Source organism: Streptomyces sp. NPDC046203, from assembly GCF_040646255.1.
Lineage (GTDB): Bacteria > Actinomycetota > Actinomycetes > Streptomycetales > Streptomycetaceae > Streptomyces.
Genome location: NZ_JBEYZX010000003.1, coordinates 78715 through 102715 on the forward strand (window position 1 = coordinate 78715; position 24001 = coordinate 102715).

A 24001-nucleotide genomic window follows, 5' to 3' on the forward strand; every position below is an offset into this window, starting at 1 on the left:
GGGTCAGTCCCCTCGCGGGGTGGTTCCCGGTTCGGGTCAGGCCCGGGTGCCCTGGTCGCTCACGAGCGTGCCGATCTTCTCACCCTTCACCGCGCGGGCGATATTGCCTTCGGTGAGCAGCTCGAAGACGAGGATCGGAAGGTTGTTGTCCCGGCACAGGGTGATGGCGGTGGCGTCGGCGACCTTCAGGTCGCGGGACAGCACCTCGCCGTACTCCAGCGCGTCGAACTTGACCGCGTCCGGGTTCTTCTTCGGGTCGGAGTCGTAGACACCGTCCACGCCGTTCTTGCCCATGAGCAGGGCTTCGGCGTCGATCTCCAGGGCACGCTGGGCGGCCGTGGTGTCGGTGGAGAAGTACGGCATGCCCATGCCCGCACCGAAGATGACCACGCGGCCCTTCTCCAGGTGGCGCACGGCGCGCAGCGGGATGTACGGCTCGGCGACCTGGCCCATCGTGATGGCGGTCTGGACGCGGGAGTCGATGCCCTCCTTCTCCAGGAAGTCCTGGAGGGCGAGGCAGTTCATCACGGTTCCGAGCATGCCCATGTAGTCGGAGCGTGCCCGGTCCATGCCGCGCTGCTGGAGCTCGGCACCGCGGAAGAAGTTGCCGCCGCCGATGACGATCGCGATCTCCGCGCCGTCGCGCACGACCGCGGCGATCTCGCGCGCGATCGCGTGCACCACATCCGGGTCGACTCCGAGGCCGGTGCCTCCGGAGAATGCCTCTCCGGACAGCTTCAGCATGAAGCGGCCGGCCTTCTTACCGTTCTTGTCGTCGCCCTGGGCGGCGCCCTGATTCATGGAGATCTCCTCGTGCACATACGAAGAAGGCCATTGCCTGGGGTCCTTGCGGCTTCCCGTACGGCAATGGCCTCCTCGTCAGATCTGCGGCCGTCCCGCGCGAGCGGATACGGCTGCCTCAGACCCTACCGGGTCCGTTGTCCGTCGCGTACGGACGGACTCAGATGCCGACCTTGATGCGGCTGAAGCGCTTCAGGGTGACACCGGCCTCGTCCAGGATCTGCTGGACGGTCTTCTTGTTGTCAAGGGCGTACGGCTGACCGAGCAGCGTGGCGTCCTTGAAGAAACCGTTGAGGCGACCCTCGACGATCTTCGGCAGCGCGGCCTCGGGCTTGCCCTCGGCGCGGGTGGTCTCCTCGGCGACGCGACGCTCGGTCTCGACGACCTCGGCCGGGACGTCGTCCTTGGAGAGGTACTTCGGGGCGAACGCGGCGATGTGCTGCGCGACACCCTTGGCGACCGCGGCGTCTTCCTTGTCCAGCTCGACGAGGACACCGATCTGCGGCGGCAGGTCGGGCATCGTGCGGTGCATGTACGCGGAGACGAAGCCGTCGGCGTACTGCGCGAAGCGGTCGAGGACGATCTTCTCGCCGAGGTTGGCGTTGGCCTCGTCGACGAACGCCTGCACGGTCTTGCCGGCCTCGATCTCGGAGGCGAGCAGCGCGGCGAGGTCGGCCGGCTTGGTGGCGGCGACGTGGGCGGCCAGCGCGTCGGCGACGGCGAGGAACTTCTCACCCTTGGCGACGAAGTCCGTCTCGCACTTCAGCTCGACCAGGACACCGGAGGTGTTGTCGTCGGCGATGAGGGAGACCACGGCGCCGTTCTCGGCGGAGCGGCCCTCGCGCTTGGCGACACCCTTCTGGCCCTTGATGCGCAGCGCCTCGACGGCCTTGTCGACGTCGCCGGCGGCCTCGTCCAGGGCCTTCTTGCAGTCCATCATGCCGGCGCCGGTGAGCTCGCGGAGCTTCTTGACGTCAGCGGCGGTGTAGTTCGCCATGAGTCTGTTTCTCTCTCGAAGTCTGAAAGATCGGGCGGGTCCAGCGGGGGACGGCGGGGGCCTCGTGGGCCCCCGCCGTCGTCACCCGATGGTCCTCAGGGTCCTGAAGAGGATCAGGCCTGCTCGGCGTCCGCGGCCGGAGCCTCGGCCTCGGCAGCGGGGGCCTCGACAGCCTCGGCCTCGGCGGCGGGCGCCTCGGCAGCGGCCTCGGCCGGCTTCTCGGCCTCGTCGGCCTTCTTCTCACCCTCGAGCAGGTCGCGCTCCCACTCGGCGAGCGGCTCGCCGGCGGCCTTCTCGCCCGGCTTCGAGTCGCCGGTCGCGGCGCCGGAACGGGCGATGAGGCCCTCGGCGACGGCGTCGGCGATCACGCGGGTGAGCAGGGTGACGGAGCGGATCGCGTCGTCGTTGCCCGGGATCTTGTAGTCGACCTCGTCGGGGTCACAGTTGGTGTCGAGGATCGCGACGACCGGGATGTGGAGCTTGCGCGCCTCACCGACGGCGATGTGCTCCTTCTTGGTGTCGACGATCCAGACGGCGCTCGGCACCTTCTGCATCTCGCGGATACCACCAAGGGTCTTCTCCAGCTTGGCCTTCTCGCGGGAGAGGACCAGGAGCTCCTTCTTGGTGAGGCCGGAGGCGGCCACGTCCTCGAAGTCGATCTGCTCGAGCTCCTTGAGGCGCTGCAGACGCTTGTAGACGGTCGAGAAGTTGGTGAGCATGCCGCCCAGCCAGCGCTGGTTCACGTACGGCATGCCGACGCGGGTCGCCTGCTCGGCGATGGCCTCCTGGGCCTGCTTCTTCGTACCGACGAACATGATGGAGCCGCCGTGCGCGACGGTCTCCTTGACGAACTCGTAGGCGCGGTCGATGTACGACAGCGACTGGAGCAGGTCGATGATGTAGATGCCGTTGCGCTCAGTGAAGATGAAGCGCTTCATCTTCGGGTTCCAGCGACGGGTCTGGTGACCGAAGTGGACGCCGCTCTCCAGCAGCTCCCGCATCGTGACGACGGCCATGGCCATCTCCTTGGGTTTCTCGGTTGTTTTCCTGACGCCCCGACGCGCCATGCCACAAAGGACCGAAAGGCGCTGCCACCCGTCACGAGGACCGGTGGCGGGGCGTGCGAAGTCGACCCGGTGACCCGGGTCGCCATGGAAAGTGTACGGGACCGGGAGAGCAGCGGGTGACGGAGCTGTCCACAACCGGGTGGTTATCCACAGATTCCACTGTCGCCGGCCACGGCCCCGCCCGCTCGGGCACTCTCGAACCATGCACATCGTCACCGCGACGGCACTGTCCGTGATCCTGCCCTGGGCCCTGCCCCTGACCCGGCCTTTCCCCTCGCCACCCCATCCTCCGCCACCGCACCTGCTGCCCCTGACCGCACCCCCGCCCGCTCCCCCACCCGCTCCCGTGCCGCCGTGGCGCGCCTCCTGGCCGCTGGGACCACCGCGCCCCGAGATCGTGCGCGGCTGGGAACCGCCACCGGGCCCGTACGCGGCGGGCCATCGCGGTGTCGACCTGGCCGCACCGCCGGGCACCCCGGTCCACGCCCCGGCCGCCGGCACGGTCGCGTTCGCGGGACAGGTCGGCGGCCACGGCGTCCTCACCCTGACCCTCGCAGGGACGGGCTTGCCGCCCCTGCGCACCACCTACGGACCCGTGGACCCACTGCTCCCGGCCGGCGCCGCGGTGCGCGCGGGCGACGTCCTCGCGTACGTCACCGACGGCGCCCACTGTCCACGGACCTGTCTCCACTGGGGCCTGCTGCGCGGCGACACCTACCTGAACCCGCTGCGCCTCCTGGGCACGGGCCCGTCCCGCCTGCTGCCGCTCTGGAGCCGCGCCCCGGACTGATCGAACCGGCGCACGCACACACGCACGACCACAACGAAAAACGGTGGGAGGGGGAGGGGGGAGAGGGGGTGGGGGAGAGGGGGTGGGGGGCGGGGGGGAGGGGCCCCTCCCTGTGGCAACCGGATACGGGAGCCCGGCGCACGAGCCCGGTACGGGAGTCCGGTGCGGGGAGCCCCGCTCGGGAGCCCGCACGGGAACAGCTCAAGGAGCCGCTGCGGGTCCCGGAACAAATGCCGGTTCAGGCACCGGGCATCCTGCGGGCACCCCACCGAAACCGGCGCGGGCGCGCGCCGACTCCGGCCCGAGCAGCAGGGCCGGACGACGCAGACGAGCCGGGACAGGGCAAGACGCGCCGCCCCTCAGGCAGGGCCGAACGAAGATGGCGAGCCAGGGCGCGGCAGGCGCGCCGGCCCTCGGCCAGGACGGGGTGGGGCAGGGTGGGGCGGGGCAGGGACATGCCACCCCTCAGGCCACGGCAGAGCGGGGCGGCTCAGACGCCGCGGATACCGCCCAGGGCCATGGAGACCGCCGCGTCCGTGATGGCGGCGGGGTCCTCGGCGGCGCCGAGTTCGAGGCGGCGGACGGCGGCGTCCACGACGCCCTGGAGCAGCATGGCCTCCAGGCGCGGCCGGGGGCGGCCCAGGGCCGTGAGCGCGTCGACGATCATGGTGACGAGGCCGCCGTGGGCGGCGCGGATCTTCTCCCGGGCGCCGTCGTCGAGTTCGCTCGCGGAGATCGCGACGACCGCGCGGTGGCGCCGGTCCCCCACCAGTTCCAGCTGCTTGCGGACGTACGCCTCGACCTTGCCCTCGGCGGTGTCGGCGCCGGCCATGGCGACTTCGACCTCGGCGGCCCAGACGGGGAAGTCGACGGCGCACAGCTCCTCGACGACGGCCCCCCGGGACCGGAAGTACTCGTAGACCGAGGAGCGGGCCAGGCCCGTGCGCTCGGCGAGGGCGGGGAAGGTCAGCGCCTCCGTCCCGCCTTCGGACAGCAGGGAGCGCGCGGCGTCCAGGAGGGCGCCGCGCTGCATGGTCCGGTGCTCGGCCACGGAGGCCGCTCGAATCCTGGGCACGGATCCACTGTACGACCGGACGGACGCGAAGGGTCAGCGGCCCACGTCGGCCAGTTTGGCGCGGAGCTGGAGGACGGACTTGGTGTGGATCTGGCTGACCCGGCTCTCGGTGACGCCGAGGACATGGCCGATCTCGGCGAGGGTCAGGCCCTCGTAGTAGTAGAGGGTGACGACGGTCTTCTCGCGCTCGGGAAGGGTGTTGATGGCGCGGGCCAGGAGCCGGCGCAGTTCGCGGTCCTCGGCGACCTCGACCGGGTTGTCGGCGGCGGTGTCCTCAAGGGTGTCCATGAGGGAGAGCCGGTCGCCGCCCTCGCCGCCGACGTGCAGGAGTTCTTCGAGGGCGACCACGTTGGCCAGGGACAACTGGCTGAAGACAGTGTGGAGTTCTTCGAGCGGGATGCCCATCTCGTCGGCGACTTCGGCTTCGGAGGGGGTGCGCCGGAGTTGTGCTTCGAGGGTGGCGTAGGCGCGTTCGACGTTGCGGGCCTTCTGGCGGACGGAGCGGGGGATCCAGTCGAGGGCGCGGAGTTCGTCGATCATGGCGCCGCGGATGCGGGTGATGGCGTAGGTCTCGAACTTGATGGAGCGCTCGACGTCGAACTTCTCGATGGCGTCGATGAGTCCGAAGACTCCGGAGGAGACGAAGTCGGCCTGCTCGACGTTGGAGGGGAGGCCGACGCTGACGCGTCCGGCGACGTATTTGACGAGCGGTGAGTAGTGCAGGATCAGCTGTTCCCGCAGCCGTTCGTCGCCGGTGTCCTTGTACGAGCGCCACAGCTCGTCGAGCGTGGTGGGCGCGGGCGGTCGCACGGTGCCCCGGGCTGCTGGGGGCACCGCAGCGCGGTCAGACCCGGAGGTGTGCTGGGGCATGCGTTGCCTTGAGCCGTTCTGCTGTCGGGTGCGGAGGGGGCGGTTCGGGGGTCGGGCGGCGGGGGAACTTCGTGAGCGTAGCGTGAGTGCGCGGTCGCGGTGTGCGCACAGCGGTGGATGCGGCCGGTCCGGGTCGCCGTCGTCGTCCAGGTCTTCGACGGGGGGCCGTGGCGCGGGTCGGCCCCTCGGGTGCGGCCGGGAGAACTCGCTTGCTCATCGACGTCACCTTTTCACCCGAATGCTCCGGGTCAAGTACCGCCATGCCGGGCGTTCGAGGGTTCGGTTCGCCTGTTCGTCAACCGCCATTCGTCCTGCTGTCGTTCGACGAACCCGAGGGAGTGGAGTTCGTACAGTTTGGCGAGGGTGTGGTCGGGGTGGGTGCCGGCGCGGGTGGCGATGTCGGCGAGGGGCGCGGCGCGGTGGCCGGGGAGGGCTTCGAGGACGCGGGCGGTGTCGGGGGCGAGGAGGTCGCGGGGCAGGACGGGGCCCCGTCGGGGTGGGGCGAGTTCGCCGATGTCGCCGACGAGTTCGATGACGTCGGCGGCGTCGGTGACGAGGGTGGCTTCGCCGCGCAGGAGTTCGTGGACGCCCGCGGAGAGTCCGCTGGTGACGGGGCCGGGGACGCCCATGGTGTGGCGGCCGAGGCTCGCCGCGGCGCGGGCGGTGACGAGGGAGCCGCTGCGGTAGGGGGCTTCGACGACGACGGTGCCTCGGGTGAGGGCGGCGATGACCCGGTTGCGCAGGACGAAGCGGCTGCGGGTGGGGTGGCCGCCGGGTGGGAGTTCGCCGACGACGAGGCCCTGTTCGGCGACGCGGGCGAGAAGCTGGGCGTGGCCTCGGGGGTAGGGGACGTCGACTCCGCAGGCGAGTACGGCGACGGTGGCGCCGCCGGAGCCGAGGGCGCCTCGGTGGGCGGCGGCGTCGACTCCGTAGGCGGCTCCGGAGACGACGACCCAGCCGCGTTCGGCGAGTCCGGCGGCGAGGGTGGCGGCGACGTGGGCTCCGTACGGGGTGCAGGCGCGGGCGCCGACGACGGCGACGGAACGCAGGGCCCAGGTACGGAGGTCGGCGGGGCCGCGGACCCAGAGGCCGAGGGGGCGGGTGTCGCCGAGGTCGTCGAGTTGACGGGGCCATTCGGGGTCGCCGGGAATGAGGAAACGTCCACCGGCGCGGGCGATGTGGTCGAGGTCGCGTGCGGGGGCGGCGGTACGGGCGCGGCGGCGCCAGCCGGCGACGCGCCGGGGGCTGATGCCGGGGAACTCGCGCTCGGCGCTTGGTTCGTACGCCGGTCCTGGGCCCGGATCCGCGCCTGCGCCTCGGCCTGGACCTGTCTCCGGGTCCGGGTCCGCGCCGGTACCGGGGTCGGGGCCCGGACCGGGGAGCTGGGGCTGGTCCGGTGGCTCGGTGAGGAGGCGCAGGAGGTCGACGGGGCTGTGGTGGCGCAGGGCTCGGCCGGCGTGTTCGTCGCCGGGTTCGACGATGTGGGTGAGGGCGGCGCGGGCGAGGCGTTCCGCCTCGTGGTGGTGCCGGTTGATGGTCATGTCCGCTCCCCTGCGGCGGCGGGCACGCCTCGGGCGATGCCGGTGCGGAGTTCGAGGGCGAGCGCGAGGTCGTCGGCGGTGGGGCGGTCGTGTCCGGCGAGGTCGGCGGCGGTCCAGGCGACCCGGAGGACCCGGTCGAGTCCGCGGGCGGTGAGCAGCCCGCGTTCGAGGTCGTGTTCGACGGCGGCGAGGGCGCCCGGGGCGGAGTGGAAGCGGGTGCGCAGTGCGTGGCCGGGGATGGCGCTGTTGACGGTCCACGGGGTGTCGGCGAGGCGGACGGCGGCCCGGTCGCGGGCTTCGCGGACGCGGGCGGCGACGGTGCTGCTCGGTTCACCGCGGGGACCGTGGGCGAGGAGGTCCGAGCGGGTGACGGGTTCGGCTTCGACGCGGAGGTCGACGCGGTCGAGGAGCGGGCCGGAGAGCCGGGCCTGGTAGCGGCGGATGACGGCGGACGGGCATTCACAGCCGGTGCCGTGGCGGGTGTGGCGTCCGCAGGGACAGGGGTTGGCGGCGAGGACGAGGAGGAAGCGGGCGGGGAGGCGGACGACGCCGGCGGCGCGGGCGACGATGACATGGCCGGATTCGAGGGGCTGGCGGAGGGCGTCGAGCGCTTTGACGCTGAACTCCGGGCACTCGTCCAGAAAGAGCACGCCGTTGTGGGCGAGGGAGACGGCGCCGGGACGGGGCAGTCCGTTGCCTCCGCCGACCAGGGACTGCATGGTCGCGGAGTGGTGGGGTGCGCAGTAGGGAGGGTGGCGGACGAGGGGTTCGCCGGGCGGCAGGATGCCGGCGACGGAGTGGACGGCGGTGGCTTCGAGGGATTCCTGGCGGGTGAGGGGCGGCAGGATGCCGGGGAGCCGTTCGGCGAGCATGGTCTTTCCGGCGCCGGGTGGGCCGCTGAGGTAGAGGTGGTGTCCGCCGGCGGCGGCGATTTCGAGGGCGCGGCGGGCGGTGTGCTGTCCGGCGACGTCGGCGAGGTCGGGCCGGGTGTCGGCGGCGAGGCCGGTGCCCGCCCCGGCGCCGGGAAGGAGGAGTCCGGCGAGCATGGGGTCGGGTCGGCCTTCCTCGCGGGGTGCTTCGTCGGGGACGGGCTCGCCGGTGAGGACGGCGATGAGCTGGCGCAGGCTGCGGATGCCGAGGACGGAGACACCGGGGACCAGGGCGGCTTCACCGGCGGTCTGTTCGGGGACGACGACCTGGCAGTAGCCGGCCTCGGCGGCGGCGAGGACGGCGGGCAGGATGCCCCGGACCGGGCGGACCCTGCCGTCGAGGCCGAGTTCGCCGATGAGGACGAGGTCGGCGATGGCGTCGGGGTCGATGCGTTCGGCGGCCGCGAGCAGGGCCGTGGCCACGGCAAGGTCGAAGCCGGAACCCGCTTTGGGTACGGAGGCGGGGCTGAGCCCCACGGTGATCTTCTTCTGCGGCCATTCGGCCTCGGAGTTGACGATGGCGGCGCGGACGCGGTCGCGGCTCTCGCTGAGGCTCTTGTCGGGGAGTCCGACGAGGGTGAAGGCGGCGACACCGGGTTCGAGGTCGGCTTGGACCTCGACGACGACGCCTTCGACGCCGACGAGGGCGACGGAGCAGGTGCGGGCGAATCCCATCAGGCGATCCCCCGGGCGTGGGTGACGACGGGTGCGCCGCGGCGGGGCAGGACGACACCGACCAGGTCGATACGGACGGACCCCACACCCGCACCCGCACCCGCACGGGCACCGGTCGAGAGCCCACCGGCCGGATGTCCGGCCGGAGTTCCGCGCGTGGTGCCGGGCGCGGGCGGTGTGCCCGGGGGCGCGCCGTGCCGGTGGAGCCAGCAGGCGGCCAGGTGGCGCAGCCGTTCGGCCTTGCGCGGCGTGACGGCCGCCATGGGGTGTTCGAATGGGCCTTCGCGGCGGGTCTTTACCTCGCAGACGACGAGGGTGTCCCCGTCGCGGGCGACGATGTCGATCTCCCCGGTCCGGCCGCAGCGCCAGTTCCTGGCGAGGACGTGCAGGCCTGCCGTGGTGAGGGTGCGGGCGGCGAGTTCTTCTCCGTAACGCCCGAGTGCTTGGGTCGCGTTCATGCGGTACCACCTCCGGCACCGACTGTGACGCATTGTGACGTTGCGTGTGCGCGGCTGTGGACAGGTGGCCGGTTGTGGAAAACCTGGTCACTCACACGGGTGGACCGGGGCGGTGCTCGGCGACGGTGAGAACGGCGTACGGGCAGGCCGGACGGCCCGGTTCCGGCCCGGTTCCATCCCGGAAGCGTCGGGCCACCGGGCCGCCGGGCCACCAGATCCCCCGGTCACCAGGTCACCTGGCCAACAGGTCACTTGGCCGGACGGGTCACTTGGCCGGACGGGTCACCGCTCGCGCGGCCCCACCGCAGCTCAGCTGCCGGGGAGTTCGAGGTCGCTCTTGTTGAGTTCCTCGATGTTCACGTCCTTGAAGGTCAGGACGCGGACCTGTTTCACGAAGCGGGCCGGCCGGTACATGTCCCAGACCCAGGCGTCGGCCATGGAGACCTCGAAGAACACCTCGCCCTGGACGGAGTGCACCTGCATCTCGTAGTCGTTGGTGAGGTAGAAACGGCGCTCGGTCTCGATCACGTAGGTGAACAGGCCGACGACGTCGCGGTACTCCCGGTAGAGCTTCAGCTCCATCTCGGTCTCGTACTTCTCGAGGTCCTCGGCGCTCATGGCATGTTCCCCTTCAGCCGTGCGTCCCCCTATTGTGCGCCAGTCTCCCCTGTCCCTAAACGATTTCGGGGGCGAGGACGATCGGCGTACGCGGGGGTCCTTCGTCGAGCAGCCGCTGCAGCAGCTCGGCGAGTCTGTCGGGGTACACCGTCTCATGGGCCGCCGACAGTTCGGCGGAGGTCCACCAGCGCAGGCCGTCGACGCTGCGGACCTCCAGTTCGGTGAGAGCGGTGAGGGCGGTGGCGGTCTGCGTGGTGCGGGCCAGGTAGTACCACTCGTCCTGGTCCCAGCGGCGGCCGTCGAAGGGGAAGGAGCAGCGGCGGCGCCAGAGCACGGGGCCGAGCCGGACATCGGTGACCCCGGTCTCCTCGGCGAGTTCGCGCAGCGCGGCCTGCTCGTGGTTCTCGTCGCCCTCCAGGCCGCCACCTGGGGTGAACCACCAGGTCAGAGTGGGGTCGGCGGGTTCGTGGCCGTGCAGGAGCAGGATGCGGTCGGCGGGGTCGAGGAGGATGACCCGGGAGACCCTGCGGGCGCCCGCGGCACCACCCGTGTCCGGGTCCGCGCCCACGACCGCCCCCGGGCCGGTGCCGGCACCGGCGCCCGTCCCCGAGCCTCGGCCACTCGCGGCGCTCGCGGCGCCGCCTCCGGCGCCCGGACCGGAACCGTCCGGGAGCACGCCGTCCGCTGGTGACTCCGTCATGTCCTCACCACCCCCTCGCCGGGACGCCCCTCCCCCGTCGCCCTCTGCTTCGGGCCGAAGAGCTTGGCCAGCGGCCCGTACGCCGCCCCTGCCAGAATCAGTACACACCCTGCGACGACCGCGTAGAAGAGCGAGGCGACGGGTCCCGGCCGGGAGATGCCGCCGGGCAGGGCCTCGAAGCCGGTGGGCGGGGCCAGGACTCCCTTGGCGGGCCATACGACGGCGTCCACGCGCGCGGTGACGGCGGAGACGGCCACGGTGCCCTGGCCCGCCTCCTCCAGGTGCGCGCGGGAGTCGAGGGAGGTGCGCCGGTCGTCGCCGAGGAGGAAGAGTTTCCCGGCGGGGACGGTCACGGAGAACGGCTGCCCGGTCGAGGGCAGGGTGCCGGGAGCCAGGTACGGCTCGTCGACGGGGGTGCCGTTGACGGTGAGGCGGCCGCCCTTGCCGCAGCAGGCGACGGTGTCGCCGCCGACCGCGACGACCCGCTTCACCATGGGGACGTTCGCCCACAGCGGGTCGTCGAAGACGACGACGTCGCCGCGGCGGATGTCGGTGCCGTCGACGCGCTGGGCCAGGACCTTGGAGCCGACGTCGAGGGTCGGGGTCATCGAGTCCGTGGGGACGGAGTACGGCCGGTAGAGGAAGGCCGCGACGGCGAATCCGCCGAGGAAGAGCACGCAGCCGAGGGCCACGGCCAGTCCGGACAGCACGCTGCCGAGACGACCGTGGCCGTTGCCCGTACGGTTCACAGGACTCGTGCGGTTCGCGGGATTCGTACGGTTCACGGGGCTGCTCGTACGGTCGGCGCGCGGAGGGGCACTCGTACGCGAAGGGGCACTCGCGCGCCCCTCGCCGGCGCTCGTGGGCGGTGTGTCGCTCATGGGCATGGCACCTCGGATGGTCCGCCGGACCGTCCGTGCGACGGTCCGGGACGGCACCCTACCCGCGGGTCACTACTCGGCGGTATGGCCGACGGTGCGCTTCTTGCGCCGCCACAGCACCAGCGGCAGCGCTCCGGCGAGGCCCAGGGCGCCCGGGGTGGCGGCGGCCAGTGCCTTGTCGAGGCCGGGCTGGTCGTAGGTGGCCGGGATGGGCAGCGTGGACCAGCGGTTGACCGGCCAGGCGATGACCACGGCGCGGCCGACGACCTCGTCGTTGGAGACGGTGCCGCCACCGGGGAGTTCCATGTGGAAGCGGGAGTCGAGGGAGTTCTGCCGGTTGTCGCCCATGACCCAGATGCGGTCCTTGGGGACGTGCACCGGGCCGAAGGCGGGGTCGCAGGGCACGGTGCCGGGGCGGAGGTAGGAACTCTCGTCGAGCTCCTTGCCGTTGAGGACGACCTTGCCGCCCTCCTTGCAGGAGACGGTGTCGCCGCCGACCGCGATGACCCGCTTGATGAGGTCCTTCTCCTCGGCGGACGGCATGAGTCCGATGAAGCTGAGGACCTTCTGCACGGCGTTGGGCTCGGGGGTGTCGGCACCCTCCAGCCAGCCGCCCGGGTCGTGGAAGACGACGACCTCGCCGCGTTCGGGCTTGGAGCCGAACCACGGCGTGAGCTTGTCGACGAGGACCCGGTCGCCGCGCTGGAGGGTGTTCATCATCGAGTCGGAGGGGATGGAGAACGCCTGCACCAGGAAGGTCTTGATCAGCAGCGCGAGGACGAGCGCGATGCCGATGAGCAGCGGGAGTTCCTTCCAGAACGAGCGCGGCTGGTTCCGGTCCCGGTCACCGCCGCTCTCCTCGTTCTCCCGGTCCTCCCGGTTCTCCTGGCCCTCCCGGCCCTTCTCGCTCCCGCCGTCCTCGCCCTCGGCTCCGGGGCCGGGCTGCCCCGCGGGGTCGGAGGTCATGGCCGCCACCGCCGGGTCGGGCCGCTCCGGCCTGTCCTCGGGCTCGCCGTGTCCGGGTCGTGCGCCGACGGCCACATCCCCCACATTCCACTCCTCAGTCCATGCGATCGCCTGCCCCAGGACAGGGACAGGCCCACCACTCCCATAACGAGCAGAAGTTCCGCCGGGGTCGGGAGCCCGGGTATTCCGTTGACATGTCGCGGGGACACCGGGGACACAGTATGCGACACCCCGGGTGACGGCGCGGTCGCCGCCTGCGGCACGGAGTCGAAGGTCGAAGGCCGTTCCAGTCGCCGCCAGTGGCCGATCGGCCAGGCGATGACGACGGCCCGGCCGACGACCTGTTCCTCGGAGACGGTGCCGTGTTCCGGCTCGTCGAGGTGGTAGCGGGAGTCGGCGGAGTCGCCGCGGTGGTCGCCCATCACGAAGATCCGGCCCTTCGGGACCGTGACCTCGAAGGGGATCTTCGAGGGCGCGTTGCCCGGATGCAGATACGGCTCGTCCAGCGGGACGCCGTTGACGGTGATCCGGCCGTCTTCGCCGCAGCACTTCACGGTGTCGCCGCCCACCGCGACGACCCTCTTGATCAGGTCGCGCTCGTCGGCCGACGGCATGAGCCCGATGAAGGTCAGGGCCTGCTTGAGCTGCTTGACGCCGACCGGGTCGGCGGACGGGGCGGTCTCGTGGCCGAGCCAGTCGCCGGGGTCCTGGAAGACGACGACGTCGCCGCGCTGCGGCGTGGAGCCGAACCACGGGGTCAGTTTGTCGACGAGGACCCGGTCGCCGATCCGGATCGTCTGTTCCATGGAGCCGGACGGGATCACGAACGCCTGCACCAGGAAGGTCTTCAGGACCAGGGCGATGAGGACGGCGACCCCGACGAGGACCGGGATCTCCCGGACGGTGGAGCGCTGCCGGCGTCGCTGGACCTTGCGGGCGACGCGCCGGCGCTCGGCGCGGCCCGGTGGCGTACGGCTCTCGTCCTCGGCGCTGTCCGTACCGCCGGCCCCGCCGTCGTGTCCCCGGCCCCGGCCGGTCACGGGCCGGCCCCGGCTACCCACGACCACTCCCGGCACCGGCACCGGCGGTCCCGGATCCGCCGGTCCCGGATCCGCTGCCGTCCCCGTTCCCGTTCCCGTTCGCGTCCGTGCTTCCCGCGTGCCCGTGCCGGCTCGCCGTCCACGCGGGCACGGCGTCGAACGCGTCCGTACGGGGCACGGTGGACCAGCGGCCGAACGGCCAGCCGATCCAGTCGGCGCGCCCCACGACCATGTCGACCGGGACCATTCCGCCGCCCGGCTGGCCCAGGTGGTCACGGGAGTCGCTGGACTGGCTGCGGTGGTCGCCCATCACCCACAGGGTGCCGTCGGGGACCACGATGTCGAAGGGCACGCGGGACGGCTGGTCGCCGAACATCACGTATCCGGTCTCGCGCACGGGTACGCCGTTGACGCTGATCCGGCCGTCCTTGTCGCAGCAGACCACCCGGTCGCCGCCGGTGCCGACGACCCGCTTCACGAAGTCGGTCTCGTCCGGCTCGGCGAGGCCGAGGGCCGCCGCGGCAGCGTGCAGGGCGCCCGCGACCGGGTTTCCGGCGGGCTGTTCCTGGAGGAAGGATCCGGTGCCGTCGAAGACGACGACGTCACCTCGGCGCGGCTCGTCGCCGAAACGGTACGCCAGCTTGTTGACCAGGATCCGGTCGCCGACCTGGAGCGTGGGCTCCATCGAGCCGCTGGGCACCAGGAAGGGCTGGAGGACGAAGTGGCTGAACAGCAGCAGGAAGACCATGCAGGCGATGCCGATGAGTCCGGTGCGCCGCCAGGTCAGCGGCCCGGACGGCCCGGCGCCGCCCGCGTCGGGCTCTTCCGGGTCCGTACCCTCACGCTCCGGCGTACCGTCGCGGCCGGTCCCTTCCGGGCCCGGAACGCGCGCGGAGCGCGATCGCTCCTCCTCGTCGGAGGAGCGATCGCGCTCCGTGTGCTGTGCTGCGGTGTCCATCGGGGGCAGAGCTTATCCCGCCACCCTGTGGATCCCGGCTCAGTTGTCGCGCTTCTCCTTGATCTTCGCGGCCTTGCCGCGCAGCTCACGGAGGTAGTAGAGCTTGGCGCGACGGACGTCACCGCGGGAGACGAGCTCGATCTTCTCGAAGATCGGGCTGTTCACCGGGAAGGTGCGCTCGACGCCGACGGAGAAGGAGACCTTGCGGACCGTGAAGGTCTCGGAGACGCCCGAGCCCTGACGGCGGATGACGACACCCTTGAACTGCTGGATACGGGAGCGGCTGCCCTCGATGACGCGAACGTGGACGTTCACGGTGTCACCCGGACGGAAGGCCGGGACGTCGGAACGCAGGGAACCGGCGTTGATCTGGTCGAGCAGGGAGGCCATGGAGGTCTCTTTCCTCGCCGATGCCACAGGTCATCAGCGGTACGTACGAATGGTTTGGAGATGCCGCGGCCCTGGCGGGCGTCGTTCCCCCTGTGGCAGGGGCGCGCGCCGGACGTACGACAGCGCCCTATTCTTCCACGGCCTCGGGCCTGCGCCAAAATCGGCCGCCGGGCTCGGGGGCCCAGCCGAGGATGGAGAGGGTCTCGCGGTCCTTCTTGTCGAACGCGGCGGGGTCGCAGCGCTCGATGAGGTCCGGGCGGTTGGCGGCGGTACGGCGGAACGCCTCGTCACGGCGCCAGCGGGCGATCTTCCCGTGGTGCCCGCTGAGCAGGACGTCCGGGATCTCGCGCCCGCGCCACTCCGGCGGCTTGGTGTAGACGGGGCCTTCGAGCAGGTTCGCCATGGCGCCGGGGGCGAAGGAGTCGTCCTGGTGCGACTCGGCGTTGCCGAGGACACCGGGCAGCAGCCGGGCGACGGCCTCGGTGACGACGAGGACGGCGGCCTCGCCGCCGGCCAGGACGTAGTCGCCGATGGAGACCTCGTAGACCGGCATCCGGGTGGCGTACTCGTCGATGACCCGGCGGTCGATGCCCTCGTAGCGGGCGGGCGTGAAGATCAGCCAGGGCCGCTCGGAGAGTTCGACGGCGAGTTCCTGGGTGAAGGGCCGGCCGCTGGGCGTGGGGACGACGATGGCCGGACCGCGGGCGCCGGACTCGTAGCCGTCGGCGAGGGTCTGGTCGAGGGCGTCGCCCCAGGGGCCGGTCTTCATGACCATGCCGGGGCCGCCGCCGTACGGGGTGTCGTCGACCGTGTTGTGCCGGTCGTACGTCCAGTCGCGCAGGTTGTGGATGTGGACGTCGAGCTGACCGCGGGCGCGGGCCTTGCCGACGAGCGAGACGTTCAGCGGTTCGAGGTACTCGGGGAAGATCGTGACGACGTCGAGGCGCATCAGGACGCGTCCTCACCGGACGTACGACCCTCGGCGCCGTCGCCATCGCCGCTCTCGGCCTCCGCGTCAGCCTCGGAAGCGGCCTCCGCCTCGGCCTCGGCGTCGCGCTGCGAGGCGACGACGGCCTCGTGCTCGTCGATGAGCCCGGGCGGCGGGGCGATGACGGCGCGCTGGTTCTCCAGGTCGATCTCGGTGACGATCTCCGAGACGAAGGGGATCATCACCTCGGTGCCGTCGGGGCGCTCGACGATGAAGAGGTCCTGGGACGGCAGGTGGGAGATCTCCGTGATCACACCGATCTCGGTGCCGTCGGCGAGGACGACGTCGAGGTCGACCAGCTGGTGGTCGTAGTACTCGTCCTCCTCCTCGGGCAGCTCGTCGGGGTCGACGTCGGCGATGAGAAGGATGTTGCGCAGGGCCTCGGCCCCGTTGCGGTCGGTCACACCCGCGAAACGGAGCAGCAGCCGGCCGCTGTGCACCCGGCCGGTCTCGATGGTGAGCGGCCCGGCGGAGGCCGGGTCCGTGTGCAGGACGGCGCCGGGTCCGAGCCGCAGCTCGGGCTCGTCGGTCCGCACCTCGACGGTGACCTCGCCCTTGATGCCGTGGGCACGGCCGATCCGAGCGACTACCAACTGCACTGGTGAACTCTCCTGTCGTACGGCAACGGGCCGGGGAGGGCGGCATGCCCTCCCCGGCCCGTGCCGGTGTCACACTTCAGCGGGCCTGGTCCACGTCGACGAGGTCGACTCGGATACCACGACCGCCGATGGCACCCACGACGGTGCGCAGCGCACGCGCGGTGCGGCCGTTGCGGCCGATCACCTTGCCGAGGTCTTCGGGGTGGACCCGGACCTCGAGAACGCGGCCGCGACGCAGGTTGCGCGAGGCTACCTGCACGTCGTCGGGGTTTTCGACGATGCCTTTGACGAGGTGCTCGAGAGCCTCCTCGAGCATGATCAGGCCTCGGTCGACTCGGTGGACTCGGCCTCGGCCTCGTCCGCCTTCTTGTCGGCCTTCTTCGCCTTCGGGGTGATGGCCTCACCCTTGGCGTCGTCGCCCTCGAGAGCCTTGGCGAACTCGTCGAAGGTGGCGCGCTTGGCTTCCTTGGTCGCCGGGGCGAGCAGCGGCTTCTCCGGGGCGGGGAGGCCCTTGGCCTTCTGCCAGTCGCCGGTGAGCTTCAGGATGGCGAGAACCGGCTCGGTCGGCTGGGCGCCGACGGACAGCCAGTACTGCGCACGCTCGGAGTCGACCTCGATACGCGACGGGTTGTACGTCGGGTGGTAGAGGCCGATCTCCTCGATCGCGCGACCGTCACGACGGGTGCGGGAGTCGGCGACGACGATGCGGTAGTGCGGCTGGCGGATCTTGCCGAGGCGCTTGAGCTTGATCTTGACTGCCACTGGAGTGGTGTCTCCTGAACTTGACGTGGTAGGGCACCGGACGGGATGCCACGTGGGGTTGTGGTACCCGAGTGCCCGATGGACGCGTCAGTCGGAGGAGAGAGGGGTCCTGTGCGACTGTCGAGTACAGCTAGCCATTGTGCCACACGTGGCGGGGTCAGCTCGCGGCGCCCACGGTCTCCGGAATCCGGAAGGGCTTGCCGCAGCCGCCGCAGACGATCGGCGCCTGGGCGAGTACCGAGGGCACCACGCGTACGTTGCGCCCGCAGTCGCAGACGGCCTTGACCCGCACGCCGCCGCCCGAGGAGCCGTGCCGGGCGGCCGGTCCGCGGAAGGAGCGCTTGGTGTCGGCGGCGGTCGCGACCATGTGCGCCTTGAGCGCGCGCTGGAGCCGCTCGATGGTGGGCCGGTAGCGGCGGCGGGCCTCGGCGTTGAGCGTGACCAGAGAGAAGCCGCTGCTGGCATGCGGCTCCTCGGGGTGGTCGAGGCCCAGCTCCTCGGCGATCGCGAGGAATCTGCGGTTGTGGTAGCGGCCGGCGCGGGAGGTGTCGCGGACACCTCTGGCGGCGGCGATGCCGTGGACTGCTTCGTGAAGCAGTCGTTCGAAGGAGAGTTCGGCGCCACAGGCGGACGACGACTCTCCGATCAGGGACTCGGGCGCGGCAAGGTCCGGCAGCTCGGGGTGGTTCCGTTGAATGTCGGACCACGCCTGTGCCAGCTCTGCGGCGAGAACAGGTGGTGTCGTGCTCACGTCGGATACAACGAGCCGGACGCCTTCCGGGTTCCATTCCGGGGCAACTCAAATATTTTGCACGTACCCGTCAGTCGGTACGGATGTGTGGGGGCCGGTGCGTTCGACGCATAGGCAGGCGCATACACCCTGGCGCGCGGGCATGTCACGCGCGCCGGGCAGGCGTGGAAGGGACAGTACCGCTTCTCTGCCCGACTTCGGGCACCGGTCTCGCACCTCCGCGGGAAGCTGGCCGGATACCGTCCTGGGACGTCCGATTTCCGGACGCCGCCGCCCGCGATCAGGGGCCGGTGACCAGGGGCGCGCCCGGGAATCGTGACCAGGAACCGCGATCGGGGACCGCGATCGGGGACCGCGATCGGGGACCGCGAAACGTGGTCGGCCGCCGCACCGAAGAAGGCCGACGGCGGGCGGCAACCCCTCCCCGCCCCGTCCTGCCCCTCCCTGCCCCCCCTCAGGGGGTGTCCTTGGCGAGCCGGGGGATGCCGGCCGCCCGGTAGGCCGCGGCCTCCTCCAGGGTCTCGTTCTCCAGCAGGGCCGCGGCGAGGGCGTCGAGCTTGTCGCGGTGCTCGTGCAACTGGCGTACGGCGCTCTCGTAGCACTCGTCGACGATCCGGCGCATCTCGGCGTCGACCCGGTCGAGGGTGGCGGGCGCGGCGGAGAGCCCGTACGCCTGCTGGGCGTCGGCGGGGATGGCGGTGAGGCGGCCGACGCGCTCGCTCATGCCCCAGCGGCCGGCCATGCCCCGGGCGATGCTCGTGACCTGCTCCAGGTCGCTCTCGGCGCCCGTCGTGACGACGCCGAAGACCACCTGCTCGGCGGCCATGCCGCCCAGCGCGCCGATGATCCGGCCGCGCAGGTACTCCTCGGTGTAGGCGTACTTGTCGCCCTCGGGGGTGGACAGGGTGACGCCAAGCGCGCGGCCCCGGGGCACGATGGTGATCTTGCGGACGGGGTCGGCGCCGGGCTGGAGCATGCCGAGCAGGGCGTGGCCGCTCTCGTGGTACGCGGTGCGGCGGCGTTCCTCGTCGGGCATGACGAGCGGGCGTTCGGCCCCGAGCTGGACTTTCTCCAGGGCGTCGGAGAGGTCGGACTGGGTGACGGCCTGCTGGCGGCGTTTGACGGCGAGCAGGGCGGCCTCGTTGGCGAGGTTGGCGAGTTCGGCGCCGGTCATGCCGGGGGTGGTCTTGGCGACATGGGCCAGGTCGACGTCGCGCGCGAGGGGGATCTCGCGGGTGTGGATCCGCAGGATCGCCTCGCGGCCGCCCCGGTCGGGCGGGTTGACGTGGACGACCCGGTCGAAGCGGCCGGGGCGGGTGAGGGCCGGGTCGAGGACGTCGGAGCGGTTGGTCGCGGCGAGCACGATGACGCCTTCGGAGCCGGTGAAGCCGTCCATCTCGGTGAGGATCTGATTGAGGGTCTGCTCGCGTTCGTCGTGGCCGCCCATGCCGGCGCCGCCGCCTCGGGCGCGGCCGATGGTGTCGATCTCGTCGATGAAGATGATCGCGGGGGCGACCTTGCGGGCCTCGGCGAAGAGTTCGCGGACGCGGGAGGCGCCGACGCCGACGATCATCTCGATGAACTCGGAGGCGGAGGCGGAGAAGAACGGCACGCCGGCCTCCCCCGCGACGGCGCGGGCGAGGAGGGTCTTGCCGGTTCCGGGCGGTCCGGCGAGCAGGACGCCACGGGGCATCTTGGCGCCCATCGCGCGGTAGGCCGCGGGGTTCTTCAGGAAGTCGACGACATCGTTCAGTTCCCCCTCGACCTCGTCGATGCCGGCGACGTCGTCGAAGGTGGTGCGTTTGCCGCCTTCCAGCTCGACGGGTTTGGGCGGGGCCTTGCGGCCGAGCATGCCGCCGCCCGCGCCGCCGAACCCGGTGCTCATCCGGCGGGCGATGAACACCCACAGCAGGACCAGGAGCAGCATCGGGGCGAGCGAGAGGAGCAGGTTGGAGAGGAAGCTGCGTTCCTCGACGACGGGTTTGGCGGTGACGGTGACGTGCTGCCGGGTGAGTTCCTCCCACAGCTTGTCGTCGGCGAAGGCCGGGCGCTGGGTCTGGAACTTGGTGTAGTCGCCCTTGCCGTCGTCGGGGACGGGCTGGGCCTTCTTCAGCTCGCCCTGGATGGCGTCGCCCTTGGAATAGATCATGGAGACGTTGCCGGCGGCGACCTGTTTGCTGAACTCGGTGTACGAGATGGTCGCCTCGTCGCCGTGGTTGAAGAAGGACAGGACCAGGTTGGTGACGAGGTAGACGATGAGGGCGACGAGGATGACGGCGCCCCAGCCGCCGGGCATCTTCCGCCGGGGCGGCGGGGGCGGCGGTGCCCCTTCCGAGCGCCAGGGCTGGTCGGTCCGGTCGCGCGGGGGTACGGGGTTGGCCACGGGTGTCTCCTCGGGGCCTGGGTCCGGTCTCTTCGGGTCGTGCCGGGCTCGCGGGGCCCCGCCTCGCACGGAGGACGGGCCCGGGGTCCGGCAGTGGCCCCAGTATCGGCGAACCGGGCGTTTCCGGCATGACGGGCGGCGCGGACGGGCCGGGCGGGCCGGGCGGGCCGGACGGGCCGGACGGGCGGCGCGGTCCGCGCGAGCGGCCGGGGGCGCTGCCGGGGCCCGGGGTCGGCTCCCGGGTACGCCGAAGGGGCCCGGCGCGGTGCCGTACCGGACGTGTCCGGTCTCGTACCGCTCCGGGCCCCTTCGCGAAGAGAGCCGGGTGACGCGCGCGCCCGTCGCGGGCGCCGGGCGCGTCAGCCCATGAACTTCTTGAACTCGTCCGGCAGCTCGAAGTCCCCGGCGTCCTGGCCGGCCGGCAGCCCGAAGGCACCGCCGGACTGCGCCTGCTCGCGCTTGACCTGGGCGGCCTGCTCCTCGGCCTTCCGCTTCATCGGGTTGCCGCTCTTGCGCTTGCCCTTGGCCTGCTTGATCTGCTTCTTCTGCCGGCCGGCGCCGCCGCCCATGCCCGGCATCCCGGGCATGCCCGGCATGCCGCCGCCCTGCGCCATGCGGGACATCATCTTGCGGGCCTCGAAGAACCGCTCGACCAGGCCCTTGACGGCGCTGACCTCGACACCGGAGCCCTTGGCGATACGGGCACGGCGCGAGCCGTTGATGATCGTCGGGTCCTGGCGCTCGGCCGGGGTCATCGACTTGATGATGGCGCCGACGCGGTCGACCTCGCGCTCGTCGATGTTGTTGATCTGCTCCTTCATCTGGGCCATGCCGGGCAGCATGCCGAGGAGCTTGGAGATGGAGCCCATCTTGCGGACCTGCTCCATCTGGGCCAGGAAGTCGTCGAGGGTGAAGTCCTGGCCCTTCTTGGAGGCCAGCTTCTCGGCGACCTTGGCGGCCTCCTCCTGGCTGAAGGTCTGCTCGGCCTTCTCGATGAGCGACATGATGTCGCCCATGCCGAGGATGCGGGACGCCATGCGGTCCGGGTGGAACGCGTCGAAGTCGTCCAGCTTCTCGCCGTTGGAGGCGAACATGATCTGCTTGCCGGTGACGTGCGCGATGGACAGCGCGGCACCACCGCGGGCGTCGCCGTCGAGCTTGGACAGCACCACGCCGTCGAAGCCGACGCCGTCGCGGAATGCCTCGGCGGTGTTGACCGCGTCCTGACCGATCATGGCGTCGACGACGAAGAGGACCTCGTCGGGCGACACGGCGTCGCGGATGTCCGCGGCCTGCCGCATCAGCTCCTGGTCGATGCCCAGGCGGCCGGCGGTGTCGACGATGACGACGTCGTGCATCTTCGAGCGGGCGTACTCGATGGAGTCCTTGGCGACCTGGACCGGGTCGCCGACGCCGTTGCCCGGCTGCGGGCCGTAGAAGCCGACGTTCGCGCGGTCGGCGACGACCGAGAGCTGGTTGACGGCGTTGGGGCGCTGGAGGTCGCAGGCGACGAGCAGCGGGGTGTGGCCCTGGCTCTTGAGCCAGACGCCGAGCTTTCCGGCGAGGGTGGTCTTACCGGCACCCTGGAGACCGGCGAGCATGATCACGGTCGGCGGGTTCTTGGCGAACCGCAGCCGGCGGGTCTCGCCACCGAGGATGGAGACCAGTTCCTCGTTGACGATCTTGATGATCTGCTGGGCCGGGTTGAGCGCCTTGGAGACCTCGGCGCCGAGCGCGCGCTCCTTGACGCTCTTGATGAAGGCCCGGACGACCGGCAGCGCCACGTCGGCTTCGAGCAGGGCGATACGGATCTCACGCGCGGTGGCGTCGATGTCCGCCTCGGACAGGCGACCCTTGCCGCGGAGGTTCTTGAAGGTCGCTGCAAGGCGGTCGGAGAGGGTATCGAACACGGCGGTCGCGGATCCTCGGTGTCGTGGGCGGGCGTACGGACTGTCCTCCAGGGTATCCGGCCGCTCGATGTCCGTGTCCGCGCCCGCCGGATCCGGTGCGCCCCGACCGTCCGGGAACGCCCTCCGGGGTGGCGGGCGCGGGCCTCAGGCGTCGACTTTCTCCCTTTTCTCCCCTGCCGTCTCCCTCTCCTTCTCCCCTTCCGGGGCCATCCCGCTCGGGGCCGCAGCAGCCGCGGGTGTCACGGAGAAGGCGGGGGCGGAGCCGGCGGCGGGCGCCGGAGCGGGACGTACGGTACGGCCCTCAGCGCCCCCATCCGCACCGGCCTCGTCCGCCAGGTCCGCCGGGTCCGCCGGGTCCGGCTCGTCGAGGACGTACGCGCGCTCGGCGTGCTCGGCCCGGTCGATGCCGTTGATCTCGTCCGCCTCGGGGACCCGCATCCCGATCGTCCGGTGGAGGACGAGGGCGAGCAGCGCGGAGACGAGGAGCGAGTAGGCGAAGACGGTGAGGACGCCGAGGGCCTGGATGCCGAGCAGTCCGGGACCACCGCCGTAGAGGAGGCCGCGGGCGTCGGACTGGACGCCGCCGGTGGCGAAGAGGCCGACGAGGAGGGATCCGGCGATGCCGCCGACGAGGTGGACGCCGACGACGTCGAGGGAGTCGTCGTAGCCGAACCGGTGCTTGAGCCCGACGGCCATGGCGCACAGCACTCCGGCGATCGCGCCGATGGCGAGGGCGCCGAGCGGGGAGCAGGAGCCGCCGGAGGGGGTGATGGCGACGAGCCCTGCGACGGCGCCCGAGGCGGCGCCGAGGCTGGTGAAGGCGCCGTGGCGGAGTTTTTCGTAGCCGAGCCAGGCGAGCATGGCGGCGGCGGTGGCGACCTGGGTGTTGACGAACATGACGGCGCCAACGCCGTCGTCGTTGCCGAGCCAGGATCCGGCGTTGAAGCCGAACCAGCCGAACCAGAGCAGTCCGGCGCCGAGCATGACGAGGGGGAGGTTGTGGGGGCGCGCCGTCTTGTGGGGGAAGCCGGTCCGCTTGCCGATGACGAGGATCACGCCGAGGGCGGCGGCGCCCGCGTTGATGTGGACGGCGGTGCCGCCGGCGAAGTCGATGACGCCGAGTTCGTACAGCCAGCCGCCGCTGCTCCAGACCCAGTGGGCGACGGGGAAGTAGACGGCGGTGACCCACAGCGCGACGAAGAGGGCCCAGGCGGTGATCTTGACCCGGTCGGCGAGGGCTCCGCTGATCAGGGCGGGGGTGAGGACGGCGAACATCAGCTGGAAGACGGCGAAGACGTACACGGGGATGGTGGAGCCGTGCCACAGCTCGGTGAGGCCGATGCCGCCGAGGCCCGCGTAGTCAAAGGACCAGCCGACGAGGGAGGCGGTGTCGGTACCGAAGGCGACGCTGAAGCCGTAGAGCACCCACAGGACGGTGACGATCCCGAGGCTGACGAAGCTCATCATCAGCATGTTGACGGCCGACTTCACGCGGACCATGCCGCCGTAGAAGAAGGCGAGTCCCGGGGTCATCAGCATGACCAGAGCGGTGCACAGGAGCATGAAGCCGGTGTTGGCGGCGGACAGCGCGGGTGGGTCGGCGGCGGCCAGGGGGGTGAGGACTGCGGTCATCGGCGTCTCCTCGTCTCGTCGCCGATGACGGCCGGGCGCGTACGGGACGTACGGGCGGGGCGGGGTCGCCAAGGGCGGTGGCGGTACTGCGCCCGAGCGTGACGCGGGCCGGTTTCCGGCGGTGCCGTGCGGTGTTTCGCGGCGGTGACGGGGGTGGCGGGTGTGTTACGCGACCGTGAACGGCCGGGCATATGCCCGGATCGGGGGCGTGCGGCCTGTC

23 protein-coding genes and 1 pseudogene are annotated in these 24001 nt (G+C 71.5%); 1 reads left to right on the forward strand and 23 read right to left on the reverse strand.

Annotated features, from left to right (window positions below; all coding sequences use genetic code 11):
• Nucleotides 1–36 precede the first annotated feature (36 nt).
• The 3 genes from pyrH to rpsB form a co-directional block, all read right to left on the reverse strand.
• Complete coding sequence (gene pyrH / locus ABZ990_RS03620; protein WP_361224650.1) at nucleotides 37–801, reverse strand: UMP kinase; 765 nt, start codon at nucleotides 799–801, stop codon at nucleotides 37–39.
• Between the two features lie 160 nt (nucleotides 802–961).
• Entirely contained in the window at nucleotides 962–1798 is an 837-nt protein-coding gene (gene tsf / locus ABZ990_RS03625; protein WP_361224653.1) for a translation elongation factor Ts, read from the reverse strand.
• Nucleotides 1799–1911: 113 nt separating this feature from the next.
• Nucleotides 1912–2814 (reverse strand): 30S ribosomal protein S2, encoded by a 903-nt coding sequence (gene rpsB / locus ABZ990_RS03630; RefSeq protein WP_361224656.1) that lies wholly within the window; start codon nucleotides 2812–2814, stop codon nucleotides 1912–1914.
• Between the two features lie 253 nt (nucleotides 2815–3067).
• Between rpsB and ABZ990_RS03635 the strand changes: the two genes are divergently transcribed.
• Complete coding sequence (locus ABZ990_RS03635) at nucleotides 3068–3655, forward strand: M23 family metallopeptidase (RefSeq protein ID WP_361224659.1); 588 nt, start codon at nucleotides 3068–3070, stop codon at nucleotides 3653–3655.
• 490 nt (nucleotides 3656–4145) lie between these two features.
• Here the strand turns inward: ABZ990_RS03635 and ABZ990_RS03640 are convergent, their stop codons facing one another.
• The 20 genes and pseudogenes from ABZ990_RS03640 to ABZ990_RS03735 all read right to left on the reverse strand — a co-directional run bounded on the left by ABZ990_RS03640 (nucleotide 4146) and on the right by ABZ990_RS03735 (nucleotide 23781).
• Nucleotides 4146–4706 carry a helix-turn-helix domain-containing protein gene (locus ABZ990_RS03640; protein ID WP_361225074.1) on the reverse strand — a complete coding sequence of 187 codons (561 nt, stop codon included), beginning with the start codon at nucleotides 4704–4706 and terminating at the stop codon, nucleotides 4146–4148.
• A gap of 57 nt (nucleotides 4707–4763) precedes the next feature.
• Nucleotides 4764–5600, reverse strand: coding sequence for an RNA polymerase sigma factor WhiG (gene whiG / locus ABZ990_RS03645; RefSeq protein ID WP_361224662.1), 837 nt, complete (start codon nucleotides 5598–5600; stop codon nucleotides 4764–4766).
• 248 nt (nucleotides 5601–5848) lie between these two features.
• Nucleotides 5849–7141 (reverse strand): DNA-processing protein DprA, encoded by a 1293-nt coding sequence (gene dprA / locus ABZ990_RS03650; protein WP_361224665.1) that lies wholly within the window; start codon nucleotides 7139–7141, stop codon nucleotides 5849–5851.
• The gene (locus tag ABZ990_RS03655; protein WP_361224668.1) at nucleotides 7138–8745 is read right to left on the reverse strand and encodes a YifB family Mg chelatase-like AAA ATPase; all 1608 of its coding nucleotides are present in this window, start codon (nucleotides 8743–8745) and stop codon (nucleotides 7138–7140) included. Before ABZ990_RS03655 ends, dprA begins: the two co-directional genes overlap by 4 nt.
• Nucleotides 8745–9203, reverse strand: a complete 459-nt coding sequence (locus tag ABZ990_RS03660; protein ID WP_361224671.1) for a YraN family protein — start codon at nucleotides 9201–9203, stop codon at nucleotides 8745–8747. The genes ABZ990_RS03655 and ABZ990_RS03660 overlap by 1 nt, the downstream gene beginning before the upstream one ends.
• 309 nt (nucleotides 9204–9512) lie before the next feature.
• Nucleotides 9513–9821, reverse strand: a complete 309-nt coding sequence (locus ABZ990_RS03665; RefSeq protein WP_359880697.1) for a DUF2469 domain-containing protein — start codon at nucleotides 9819–9821, stop codon at nucleotides 9513–9515.
• A gap of 55 nt (nucleotides 9822–9876) precedes the next feature.
• On the reverse strand, nucleotides 9877–10389 hold the full coding sequence (locus ABZ990_RS03670; protein WP_361225077.1) for an NUDIX hydrolase: 513 nt from the start codon (nucleotides 10387–10389) through the stop codon (nucleotides 9877–9879).
• A gap of 128 nt (nucleotides 10390–10517) precedes the next feature.
• Nucleotides 10518–11270, reverse strand: coding sequence for a signal peptidase I (lepB, locus tag ABZ990_RS03675; protein WP_361225080.1), 753 nt, complete (start codon nucleotides 11268–11270; stop codon nucleotides 10518–10520).
• Nucleotides 11271–11474: 204 nt separating this feature from the next.
• On the reverse strand, nucleotides 11475–12443 hold the full coding sequence (gene lepB / locus ABZ990_RS03680) for a signal peptidase I (RefSeq protein ID WP_361225083.1): 969 nt from the start codon (nucleotides 12441–12443) through the stop codon (nucleotides 11475–11477).
• Nucleotides 12385–13408: pseudogene (lepB, locus tag ABZ990_RS03685) on the reverse strand (signal peptidase I); the annotation flags it as partial. The pseudogene lepB (ABZ990_RS03685) and the gene lepB (ABZ990_RS03680), both read right to left, overlap by 59 nt.
• 13 nt (nucleotides 13409–13421) lie before the next feature.
• The gene (lepB, locus tag ABZ990_RS03690; protein ID WP_361224674.1) at nucleotides 13422–14366 is read right to left on the reverse strand and encodes a signal peptidase I; all 945 of its coding nucleotides are present in this window, start codon (nucleotides 14364–14366) and stop codon (nucleotides 13422–13424) included.
• 39 nt (nucleotides 14367–14405) lie between these two features.
• On the reverse strand, nucleotides 14406–14756 hold the full coding sequence (rplS, locus tag ABZ990_RS03695; protein ID WP_361224677.1) for a 50S ribosomal protein L19: 351 nt from the start codon (nucleotides 14754–14756) through the stop codon (nucleotides 14406–14408).
• A gap of 127 nt (nucleotides 14757–14883) precedes the next feature.
• Nucleotides 14884–15705: a tRNA (guanosine(37)-N1)-methyltransferase TrmD gene (gene trmD / locus ABZ990_RS03700; RefSeq protein WP_361224680.1), complete on the reverse strand. Its 822-nt coding sequence runs from the start codon at nucleotides 15703–15705 to the stop codon at nucleotides 14884–14886.
• Nucleotides 15705–16343: a ribosome maturation factor RimM gene (rimM, locus tag ABZ990_RS03705; protein ID WP_361224683.1), complete on the reverse strand. Its 639-nt coding sequence runs from the start codon at nucleotides 16341–16343 to the stop codon at nucleotides 15705–15707. The genes trmD and rimM overlap by 1 nt, the downstream gene beginning before the upstream one ends.
• A gap of 76 nt (nucleotides 16344–16419) precedes the next feature.
• Complete coding sequence (locus ABZ990_RS03710; RefSeq protein WP_361224686.1) at nucleotides 16420–16659, reverse strand: RNA-binding protein; 240 nt, start codon at nucleotides 16657–16659, stop codon at nucleotides 16420–16422.
• Nucleotides 16660–16661: 2 nt separating this feature from the next.
• Nucleotides 16662–17105, reverse strand: a complete 444-nt coding sequence (rpsP, locus tag ABZ990_RS03715; protein WP_361224689.1) for a 30S ribosomal protein S16 — start codon at nucleotides 17103–17105, stop codon at nucleotides 16662–16664.
• A gap of 157 nt (nucleotides 17106–17262) precedes the next feature.
• A complete protein-coding gene (locus ABZ990_RS03720) occupies nucleotides 17263–17856 on the reverse strand; it encodes a hypothetical protein (protein WP_361224692.1) in 594 nt (197 codons plus the stop codon).
• Nucleotides 17857–18310: 454 nt separating this feature from the next.
• Nucleotides 18311–20239: an ATP-dependent zinc metalloprotease FtsH gene (ftsH, locus tag ABZ990_RS03725; protein WP_361224695.1), complete on the reverse strand. Its 1929-nt coding sequence runs from the start codon at nucleotides 20237–20239 to the stop codon at nucleotides 18311–18313.
• Between the two features lie 359 nt (nucleotides 20240–20598).
• The gene (ffh, locus tag ABZ990_RS03730) at nucleotides 20599–22149 is read right to left on the reverse strand and encodes a signal recognition particle protein (protein ID WP_361224699.1); all 1551 of its coding nucleotides are present in this window, start codon (nucleotides 22147–22149) and stop codon (nucleotides 20599–20601) included.
• Nucleotides 22150–22293: 144 nt separating this feature from the next.
• On the reverse strand, nucleotides 22294–23781 hold the full coding sequence (locus tag ABZ990_RS03735; protein WP_361224702.1) for an ammonium transporter: 1488 nt from the start codon (nucleotides 23779–23781) through the stop codon (nucleotides 22294–22296).
• Between the last annotated feature and the right edge of the window lie 220 nt (nucleotides 23782–24001).